Raw genomic sequence first — 10,345 nt, 5'->3', positions numbered from 1 at the left:
CCCATCATGCGCATCAAGAACAACGAAGGAGCTTGAACACCATGGCCGAACGCGTCATCCTCGCCTACTCCGGCGGACTCGACACCTCCGTCGCCATCAGCTGGATCGGCAGGGAGACCGGCAAGGAGGTCGTTGCCGTCGCCATCGATCTGGGGCAGGGCGGCGAGGACATGGACGTCGTGCGTCAACGCGCACTCGATTGCGGCGCAGTCGAATCCGTCGTCGTCGATGCCAGGAACGAGTTCGCCGACGAGTACTGCCTGCCGACGGTGCAGTCCAACGCGCTGTACATGGATCGGTATCCCCTCGTGTCGGCGATCAGTCGTCCGCTCATCGTCAAGCACCTCGTGGAGAACGCGCGGGCGCACGGCGGAACCGTTGTCGCACACGGGTGCACGGGCAAGGGCAACGACCAGGTTCGCTTCGAGGTCGGCTTCAACACCCTCGCCCCCGAGCTCGAGGTGTTGGCACCGGTTCGCGACTACGCGTGGACGCGCGAGAAGGCGATCAAGTTCGCCGAGGAGAACGACATCCCGATCAACGTGACCACCAAGTCGCCGTTCTCGATCGACCAGAACGTGTGGGGGCGCGCGGTGGAGACCGGCTTCCTCGAGGACCTGTGGAACGCGCCGACCAAGGACGTCTACGACTACACCGAGGATCCGACGGTCAACTTCCAGGCTCCGGACGAACTGATCGTCTCGTTCGACAAGGGTCGCCCGGTCGCGATCGACGGTCGCCCGGTCTCGGTGCTCGAAGCGATCCAGGAGCTCAACACTCGTGCCGGAGCGCAGGGTGTCGGCCGGTTGGACGTGGTCGAGGATCGGCTCGTCGGCATCAAGAGTCGCGAGATCTACGAGGCACCCGGTGCCATGGTGCTCATCCGCGCCCACGAGGAGCTCGAGCACGTGACCCTCGAACGCGAACTCGGTCGCTACAAGCGCCACACCGACCAGAAGTGGGCCGAGCTGGTGTACGACGGCCTGTGGTACTCCCCGCTCAAGGGTGCTCTCGACACGTTCGTGGAGCACACGCAGGAGCACGTCTCCGGCGATATTCGCCTGGTTCTGCACGCGGGCGGGATCATCGTCAACGGACGGCGCAGTGGCGAGTCGCTGTACGACTTCAACCTTGCCACCTACGACGAGGGCGATACGTTCGACCAGTCCGCGGCCAAGGGATTCGTTCAGCTGCACGGACTGTCGTCGAAGATCGCCGCGAAGAGGGACCTGGGCCTGTGACGAATTCGGAGACCGCACACGGAACCAACGAAGGTTCGCTCTGGGGCGGCAGATTCGCATCGGGGCCGGCCGCCGCCATGGCAGCGTTGAGCAAGTCGACGCACTTCGACTGGGTCCTCGCGCCGTACGACATCCGCGCATCCATGGCGCACGCCCGAGTGCTGAACGGTGCCGGACTGCTCACCCCGCAGGACCTCGAGACCATGCTCGACGGTTTGCAGCGACTCGCCGATGACGTCGCCTCCGGTGAATTCGTGGCAGCCGAATCGGACGAGGACGTGCACGGTGCCCTCGAGCGCGGTTTGATCGACCGGGTCGGACCCGAGGTCGGTGGCCGGCTGCGTGCGGGCCGGTCGCGTAACGATCAGGTGGCCACGCTGTTCCGCATGTGGCTACGCGACGCCGTCCGCCGGGTGTCGGTCGGCGTTCTCGATGTGGTCGACGCGTTGGCCACCCAGGCTGCGGCGCATCCCACGGCCGTCATGCCGGGTAAGACGCATTCGCAGGCCGCGCAGCCGGTGTTGCTGGCGCATCATCTGCTCGCGCACACCCATCCGTTGTTGCGCGATGTGCAGCGCTTCGCGGATTTCGACACGCGAGCAGCGGTGTCGCCGTACGGTTCCGGTGCTCTCGCCGGTTCGTCGTTGGGGCTGAGTCCGGAGAAGATCGCTGCCGAGCTCGGGTTCGACTCGTCCGCCGAGAACTCGATCGACGCCACGTCTTCGCGCGACTTCGCCGCCGAGGCGGCCTTCGTGTTGGCGATGACGGCGGTGGATCTGTCGCGATTCGCCGAGGAGGTCATCTCGTGGAGCACTCCCGAGTACGGCTACGTGACGCTGGCCGATGCGTGGTCGACCGGCAGCTCGATCATGCCGCAGAAGAAGAATCCGGACGTCGCGGAGTTGACTCGCGGAAAGACCGGCCGCTTGATCGGTAATCTGACCGGCCTGCTGGCCACGCTGAAGGCGCAACCGTTGGCCTACAACCGTGATCTCCAGGAAGACAAGGAGCCGGTGTTCGATTCGGTCGCGCAGCTCGAGTTGTTGCTCCCGGCGCTCACCGGGTTGACGGCGACACTCGAATTCCACACCGAACGCATGGCCGAGCTGGCACCGGCCGGGTTCACTCTTGCCACCGACATCGCCGAGTGGATGGTGCGGCAGGGGATCGCGTTCCGGGTTGCCCACGAGGCCGCGGGTGCCTGCGTTCGGGCGGCCGAGGCGCGAGGCGTCGGGCTGGTGGATCTGACCGACGAGGAACTCGCCGCGATCGATCCGGCACTCACTCCCGACGTTCGTGAGGTGCTCACGGTGGAGGGCTCGATCTCGTCGCGCGATGCCCGCGGTGGGACGGCGGCCGTGCAGGTTGCTCATCAGCTCGGGGGCGTGCGGGCGACTGCCGCGACCCTGCGTGCATGGGCCGAGGAACCGGTGTTGCGGCACTGAGAGGGCAATCGATATCCACGCCGGTTTCCTCGAGTGTGATGTGAGAAGCTTTCGTCACGCGAAGACCGATGCCGGTCGTTCCGTCGGGCCGAACGCAGGAGTGTATTGGTGGGACTGAATGCAGATGCCGTACGTGGACCACTGCGGCGTGCCATCGCCACAGCCCAGAACGGTCTCGAGGTCATTCGTCTGGGTGGGCTCGAAACCGAGGTGGATCCGTCGCCGTTTCGGGTGATGGATCGCGAGCCGATGTATCGGCTTCGGCGGTATTTCCCCGACGATGTGCCCGCGGACAGTCCTCCGGTGGTGCTCATTCCGCCGATGATGGTCTCCGCGGACGTCTACGACGTCACCACCGACCAAGGTGCGGCCGGAATTCTGCACGGCATGGGTCTGGATCCGTGGGTTGTCGATTTCGGGTCACCCGATACCGAAGAGGGTGGATGGGGCCGTACGCTCGCTGATCACGTCGTGGCGATCAGCGAGGTCGTCGACAAGGTGCACGAGCACACCGGTCGCGACGTCCACCTGGGTGGCTACTCCCAGGGCGGCATGTTCTGCTACCAGGCGGCCGCCTACCGAGGTGGCCGAAATCTGGCCAGCCTCATCACGTTCGGAGCTCCGGTCGACACGCTTGCCGGTCTGCCGCTCGGGATTCCGGCAGGCGTGGCGACGCGGGGAGCGGAGTTCCTCGCCGATCACGTGTTCACTCGGCTCGCTGTGTCGGGGTGGATGGCGCGGACGGGATTCCAGTTGCTCGATCCGGCGAAGACCGTGCGGTCGCGCTTGGATTTCCTGCGGCAATTGCACGATCGTGAGGCGCTGCTCCCACGCGAGCCGCAGCGTCGCTTTCTGGCGATGGACGGGTGGGTGGCGTGGTCCGGCCCGGCCGTTGCGGAGTTGCTGAAGCAGTTCGTCGTCCACAACCGCATGATGACCGGCGGTTTCGTCATCAAGGACAGATTGCTGACTCTGGCCGAACTCACGGTGCCCGTGCTCGCCTTCGTCGGCGAAGTCGACGACATCGGTCAACCGTTGGCCGTGCGCGGCATCCAGCGCGCTGCCCCGCGTGCCCAGGTATTCGAAACCACCTTGCGCGCAGGTCATTTCGGACTGGTTGTCGGAAGTACCGCGGCTGCACAGACCTGGCCGACGACGGGAAACTGGATACGGTGGCGCGAGGATCTCGGACCGAAGCCGGAGGCGGTCCGTGTGATGGAGCGCGAGGACCACGGCGATTCCGAAAGCGGTGTGTCGATCACCAATCGACTGATCCACACCGCTGCCTCCATCGCCGAGGTGGGCGTCGGTGTCGGCCGCGGGCTGGCGTCGGCGGCGACCGGCGCGGTGCGCGGAACCCGCGAAATCTCGTCCGAGGCCGTGCGTACGTTGCCGAGGCTCGCCCGCCTCGGGCAGATGCAGCCGCACAGTCGAGTGTCGTTGGGGCGCTTGATCGCCGAGCAGGGACGTAAGTCTCCGAACGGCGAGTGCTTCCTGTTCGACGACCGAGTGCACACCTACGATGCGGTCAACGTCCGCATCGACAATGTGGTGCGCGGATTGATCAGTGTCGGCGTGCGACCTGCGTCGCGCATCGGTGTGTTGATGGAGACTCGTCCGAGCGCGTTGGCCGCGATGGCGGCCCTCTCGCGGATCGGGGCCGTACCTGTTCTGCTGCAGCCGGGCAGCGACCTGACCGCAGCCCTGCGAACCGTCGACGTCGACACGGTGATCGCCGATCCGGAGAACGCTGCGGCGGCGGTCCCGGTGGCACCGAACGTCCTGGTGCTCGGCGGCGGTGAGACTCGGCGCCTCGACATCCCGTCAGGCTACGAGGTGGTCGATCTCGAGGCCATCGATCCCGACGCGGTGCGTCTGCCTCAGTGGTACGAGCCGGATCCGGGTCGTGCCCGCGAACTGGCGATGATCCTGTTCACGACCACAGATCGCGGTCTCGAACCGAGATACATCACCAATCATCGCTGGGCGTTGTCTGCGTTCGGAACCGCGACGACGGCCGCGCTCGGACCCGGAGATACTGTCTATTGCCTTGCCCCGCTACATCATTCGGCCGGGATTCTCGTCACGATCGGTGGTGCGCTTGCGGGCGGGTCACGCATCGCGCTCTCCCGTGGTCTCGAGCCCGAGCGGTTCAGCGAAGAGGTGTACCGCTACGGCGTCACCGTCGTGAGCTACACCTGGACGATGATGCGGCAGATCCTCGACGACGGCCGGTTCCCGGTCGACTCCGGCCACCCGGTGCGCCTGTTCATCGGCTCCGGCATGCCGGTGGGGCTGTGGCGTCGCACGCTGGCGCGGTTCAGCCCGGCTCGGGTGCTCGAGTTCTACGCATCCACCGAGAACGACGTGATCCTGGCCAATGTGGCCGGCTCGAAGATCGGCTCCAAGGGACGTCCGCTGCCGGGCAGTGCACGGGTTGCGTTGGCGGCCTACGACCCGATCACGGGCCGTCTCGAAGAGGACGACGACGGTTTCGTCCGGCAGTGCCGTGACGACGAGATCGGGCTACTCCTCGGCCGACCGAGCGGGGACGGCGAAGCGACCAGCCATGTCATGCGTGGAGTATTCGAGCCCACGGATGCCTGGATCCCCACCGAGAACCTCTTCCGTCGCGATTCCGACGGCGATTACTGGCTCGTCGACCGCAAGGACACCGTGGTGCGCTCGGCGTGCGGTCCGGTGTACACCCAGCCGATCGTCGATGCGGTAGGTGACCTGGATCAGGTCGATTCGGCCGTGGTCTACGGAGTGCGGGTGACATCCGATCGGCCACGATCGGTGCGCGTCGAGGCTTCGGCCACCGAGGTGGCCGTCTGCGCCATCTCGCTGCAACCGGAGGCGGTGATCACCGCTCGTGCATTGACGGACACTCTCGGAGTGCTGCTCCCGGCCGAGCGGCCGGCGATCGTGCACGTGGTGCCCGAAATTCCGGTAGGACGCGCGTACCGACCGACCGCGACGGCGTTGAAGAAGGTCGGCATTCCGACGCCGAGTGCACGTTCGTGGTTCTACGACTCCGAGTCGAACAGCTACCGTCGATTGACGAAAGCTGTTGTGGCCGAACGGTTCGTCGGGCGCGAGGCCGCGGCCGAAAAATCGTCGTAGGAACGAGTCGGCACGGAAGAATACGGGTTCGGTAGCGTAAGCGAGTACACCACTCCGGTTCGACCGGAGCAGAGCAAAGGACACCTGTGGCAATCGATTCGACACTGCTTTCCATACTCGCGTGCCCGGTGGACAAGGGCCCGCTGCTGTTGATCGAAGGGGAACTGCTCTACAACCCGCGACTGCGGCGTGCATATCCGATCGAGAACGGCATCCCGGTGTTGCTCGCCGACGACGCCCGCGATGTCGACGACGCCGAGCACGAGTCGATCCTGGCTCGCGCCACGTCCTAGAACTCTCGGCCGCGCGCCGGGTTCGTCGACTACAGGGGTCGTCGACTACTGGGTTCGTCGACGCAATGTCGCGGCGGCTCCGCTCAGCGCAGCGACGGTGAACGCCGTGACCACGGCGATGTCGGTCCACATGCGCCCGGTGACTCCGGGGTACCTGGATATCTCCTGGAGCGCGTCGACCAGGTAGCTCAGCGGCAGGACATCGCTGATCGTGCTCAGCCAGTTCGGCATCTGGTCGCGCGGCACCAGGAGTCCGCAGAGAAACAGCTGTGGAATCACGACCACCGGCATGAACTGGACGGCTTGGAACTCGGTGCGAGCGAATGCGCTGCACAGCAGTCCGATGGCGACCCCGAGCATCGCTCCCAGGATTGCGATCACCAGTACCCAACCTACCGAGCCCTCGATGTCGAGCCCGAGAAATCCGAACGCGACGGTGCATGCGAGTACCGCCTGTCCGACGGCGGCCAGCGAGAACGCGGACCCGTAGCTTGCGAGCAGATCCAGTTTGGACATCGGAGTCGTCAGCAGGCGTTCGAGCGTTCCCGAGGATCGTTCACGCTGCATCGAGATCGACGTGATCAGGAACATGACGACGAACGGCAGGATGCCGAGCATCGTGATCGCGATCCGATCGAACAACGGCTGCTGATCAGGCGGGGTCGGCACGTCTCGGTACAGGTAATACAGCAACACCATCAGCAGGGACGGAACGAGCAGCACCATCGCCACCGATCGATGGTCTGCTCGTAGCTGTCGCAGTATGCGGCCCGTGCCGGCTGCGTAGATACGCGCGTTCACGATGTCTCCTCGGTAGATCTGATGAGGGACAGGAATGCGCGATCGAGGGTCGTTTCGTTCGTGCGCGCGAGTAGCGCGTCCGGGCTCGAGTGGGCGAGAACGGTGCCGTCGCGCATCAGAACGAGACGGCTGCAGTGCTCCGCCTCTTCCATCACGTGGCTCGAGACCAGCACCGTTGTGCCGCTTGCCGCGATATCGGCGAAACGCGACCACAGCTCCGAGCGCAGCACGGGATCCAAGCCGACCGTCGGTTCGTCGAGGACGATCAGCTCGGGTTCGGCAACCAGCGCGCTGGCCAGGGAGACCCGCCCCAGTTGGCCGCCGGAGAGCTCGCCCGCTCGTGACGACGCGTGGTCGGCCAGTCCGACGGTCTCGATGGCGGACGCGACGTCCGCGCGCCGGCGACCGTACAGCGACCCGAAGTACTGCACGTTCTCGCGAACGGTGAGATCTCGGTAGACGCTCGGTGCCTGGGTCACGTACCCGACTGTGCGGCGCAACGGTGCCGAGCCGGCCGGCGATCCGAGTACTGTCACGGTTCCGCTGCTGACGATCTGAGTGCCGACGATCGATCGCATCAAAGTCGTCTTACCGCAGCCCGATGGACCGAGAAGTCCGGTGATGACACCACGGGGGATTGTCAGGGACAGATTGTTCAGCACCGTTCGCTTGCCGCGGCGAACCGTCAGCCCTGTGATCTCGACGGCGTGTTCACCGGTGAACGCCATAGCGGCCTCCAGACTTGTCGGATGTCGAAGTCATAGCCCCGTCGGCGCACGGTGGTCAAGGGCGAAGCATCATGGGATCGATGAATGTCGCTGACTTGGAGATCGGGGAACCCGACGCCGCAGCCCGACGCATCCTCGGCGGAACCGTCACCGTGGGCGACGTGTCGGTGCGCATCGTGGAAGTCGAGGCCTACGGTGGTCCGCTCGATGGTCCATGGCCGGATCCGGCCGCGCATTCCTTCCGGGGCCCAACCCCTCGTAACCAGGTGATGTTCGGTCCTGCGGGGCGTCTGTACGTCTACCTGAGCTACGGAATGCATCTTTGTGTGAACGTGAGCTGCGGCCCGGACGGTACCGCCGCTGCGGTGTTGCTTCGAGCGGGTGAAGTGGTGGCCGGTCACCATATCGTCGAGACCAGGCGCGCCGGCCGCGGTCCACGGTCCGCGCGGGTCGAGGCCGGTTGGGCCCGCGGGCCCGGAAATCTCGGTCGAGCCCTTGGCGTCTCGCTGGGAGACAACGGATCGGACGTGTTCGACGCGTCGTCGGCCGTCACCCTCGAATTACTCGAGCGCCCGTTGAACGAGAAGGCGGTTGCATCCGGCCCACGGGTAGGGGTGAGTTCGGAAGCCGATCGTCCGTGGCGCTTCTGGGTGATCGGGTCGCAGGCGGTGTCGAGCTACAAACGCAGTCCCCGCGCCGCCGCTCCCGGTGGCTCGGAGGCCTGACCGACGCCTGGATGCGTCCATACGGGAGGATCGACGTCGTGAGTGAGAACATCATCGACGAAATGACCTGGCGTGGACTGATCGCACAGTCCACCGATGTGGATGCGCTGAAGAAGGCTACGTCCGAGGGCCCGATCACGCTGTATTCCGGTTTCGATCCGACAGGTCCCTCGCTGCACGCAGGGCACCTCGTGCCGTTGCTGGCGCTCAAGCGTTTCCAGCGAGCCGGCCATCGCCCGATCATCCTCGCCGGTGGTGCGACGGGACTCATCGGTGACCCTCGCGATGTAGGGGAGCGCACCATGAATTCCCCCGAGGTCGTCACCGAGTGGGCCTCGCGTATCCGTGGTCAGCTCGAACGGTTCGTCGACCTGGACGAGAGCCCGACGGGTGCAGTGGTGGTGAACAATCTGTCCTGGACGGGGGAGCTGTCCGCGATCGATTTCCTTCGCGACATCGGTAAGCACTTCTCGATCAACGTCATGCTTGCTCGCGAGACGGTGAAGAACAGGCTCGAGAGCGACGGAATGTCGTACACCGAGTTCAGCTACATGCTGTTGCAGGCGAACGACTACGTGCAGCTCCGCAGGCAATACGGCTGCAGTCTTCAGATCGGCGGCTCCGACCAGTGGGGAAACATCATCGCCGGGGTGGAGCTGAACCGGCGCCAGGACGCCGAGTCGGTGCACGCCATGACGGTTCCGCTGGTCACCTCCGCCGACGGCAAGAAATTCGGCAAATCCACCGGAGGCGGCAGCCTGTGGCTCGACCCGGAGATGACGAGCCCGTACGCCTGGTACCAGTACTTCGTGAACACCGGTGACGCAGACGTGGTGAAGTACCTGCGCTGGTTCACCTTCCTGTCGAAGGACGAGTTGGCCGAACTCGAGACGGCGACCACCGAGCGTCCGCACGCGCGTGAGGCGCAGAAGCGCCTGGCCGCCGAGATGACCACGCTCGTCCACGGCGAAGCCGCGACTCGCTCGGTCGAACTGGCCAGCCAGGCGCTCTTCGGGCGGGCCGAACTGACCGAACTCGACGAGAAGACGCTCGCTGCCGCGCTACAGGAAGCGTCTGTGGCCGACATCGAGGCCGGTGCACCGAACACCATCGTCGATCTGCTCGTCGCTACGGGGTTGAGCGAGAGCAAGGGCGCTGCCCGACGCGCAGTCAAGGAGGGCGGCGCATCGGTCAACAACGTCAAGATTTCCGACGAAGAATGGACGCCCGGTGCGGACGATCTCCTGCACGGCCGGTGGTTGGTGGTCCGACGCGGAAAGCGGAACTTCGCAGGCGCCCGAATCGCGGACTGAGTTTTCCGTTGTAGTCAGTGGGCGGAGTCACATCCATGTAATTTGGTTACGACGCCCGTCAGGTGGGTAAGTGACCGGTTGCGACCAGGCCGTTCACGCGATTCACGCGTGAACGACCTGGGGATTTGACGCGTTGTTATCCGGGGCGTAACTTTGTCCAGGTCAGAGCGACACGGACGCCAGCCCAGACCGCAAGGCCTGAGCAACGCGGAGTTCGCTTCCGACACCATGAAGATGTCAAAGCCGAAAGGTTCGACTTCTTCACGGATGTGAAGCCAGTTTGACTGCGCTTGATCATCTGATCTAAGCTGGAACGGTTGCCCCGGACATCCGCGAGCTTCAGCTCGACGGTGAATGGTGTGCGCGTGTTCTTTGAGAACTCAACAGTGTGTCGATGAATGTCAGTGCCGAATGTTTTTGGCGCTCATGCCTTTTGGGGTCTGAGTGTGACATCTTCTTGCTTCATTCTTCCCGTCTGAGGTGAGAAGGTTTTGTTTGTTTTGCTAGTTGAGTTTTTTTGCTAGTGATTTGACTCTTTATGTTTATGACTGATTTGCAGTTTCGACTGTTGATCGAGAGTCTTTTACGGAGAGTTTGATCCTGGCTCAGGACGAACGCTGGCGGCGTGCTTAACACATGCAAGTCGAGCGGTAAGGCCTTTCGGGGTACACGA

At 64.5% G+C, this 10,345-nt stretch carries 8 protein-coding genes and 1 rRNA gene; 7 read left to right on the top strand and 2 right to left on the bottom strand.

Annotated elements, in window-relative coordinates; translation table 11 throughout:
• Positions 1-41: 41 nt before the first annotated feature.
• The 4 genes from AB0362_RS26290 to AB0362_RS26275 all read left to right on the top strand — a co-directional run bounded on the left by AB0362_RS26290 (position 42) and on the right by AB0362_RS26275 (position 6,105).
• Positions 42-1,241, top strand: coding sequence for an argininosuccinate synthase (locus AB0362_RS26290; protein WP_094640067.1), 1,200 nt, complete (start codon positions 42-44; stop codon positions 1,239-1,241).
• Positions 1,238-2,686, top strand: a complete 1,449-nt coding sequence (gene argH, locus AB0362_RS26285) for an argininosuccinate lyase (protein WP_149406073.1) — start codon at positions 1,238-1,240, stop codon at positions 2,684-2,686. The genes AB0362_RS26290 and argH overlap by 4 nt, the downstream gene beginning before the upstream one ends.
• Before the next feature lie 105 nt (positions 2,687-2,791).
• Positions 2,792-5,812 (top strand): AMP-binding protein, encoded by a 3,021-nt coding sequence (locus tag AB0362_RS26280; RefSeq protein ID WP_283347325.1) that lies wholly within the window; start codon positions 2,792-2,794, stop codon positions 5,810-5,812.
• An 86-nt stretch (positions 5,813-5,898) separates the two neighbouring features.
• Complete coding sequence (locus AB0362_RS26275) at positions 5,899-6,105, top strand: Trm112 family protein (RefSeq protein ID WP_037192601.1); 207 nt, start codon at positions 5,899-5,901, stop codon at positions 6,103-6,105.
• A gap of 45 nt (positions 6,106-6,150) precedes the next feature.
• On the opposite strand, the gene AB0362_RS26270 is transcribed toward AB0362_RS26275, so the two are convergent.
• Both AB0362_RS26270 and AB0362_RS26265 read right to left on the bottom strand, forming a co-directional pair.
• Positions 6,151-6,906 carry an ABC transporter permease gene (locus AB0362_RS26270; protein WP_366236297.1) on the bottom strand — a complete coding sequence of 252 codons (756 nt, stop codon included), beginning with the start codon at positions 6,904-6,906 and terminating at the stop codon, positions 6,151-6,153.
• On the bottom strand, positions 6,903-7,634 hold the full coding sequence (locus AB0362_RS26265; RefSeq protein WP_317784303.1) for an ABC transporter ATP-binding protein: 732 nt from the start codon (positions 7,632-7,634) through the stop codon (positions 6,903-6,905). Before AB0362_RS26265 ends, AB0362_RS26270 begins: the two co-directional genes overlap by 4 nt.
• Before the next feature lie 80 nt (positions 7,635-7,714).
• Between AB0362_RS26265 and AB0362_RS26260 the strand changes: the two genes are divergently transcribed.
• The 3 genes from AB0362_RS26260 to AB0362_RS26250 all read left to right on the top strand — a co-directional run.
• The gene (locus AB0362_RS26260; protein WP_300519629.1) at positions 7,715-8,359 is read left to right on the top strand and encodes a DNA-3-methyladenine glycosylase; all 645 of its coding nucleotides are present in this window, start codon (positions 7,715-7,717) and stop codon (positions 8,357-8,359) included.
• A 38-nt stretch (positions 8,360-8,397) separates the two neighbouring features.
• Entirely contained in the window at positions 8,398-9,672 is a 1,275-nt protein-coding gene (gene tyrS, locus AB0362_RS26255; protein ID WP_094640062.1) for a tyrosine--tRNA ligase, read from the top strand.
• Positions 9,673-10,254: 582 nt separating this feature from the next.
• A 16S ribosomal RNA gene (locus AB0362_RS26250) occupies positions 10,255-10,345 on the top strand; the annotation flags it as partial.

The sequence above is a fragment of the Rhodococcus sp. NPDC079359 genome (assembly GCF_040702585.1).
Lineage (GTDB): Bacteria > Actinomycetota > Actinomycetes > Mycobacteriales > Mycobacteriaceae > Rhodococcoides.
The sequence above is the reverse complement of the archived record's forward strand: the minus strand, read 5'-3'. Positions and strand labels throughout refer to the sequence as shown.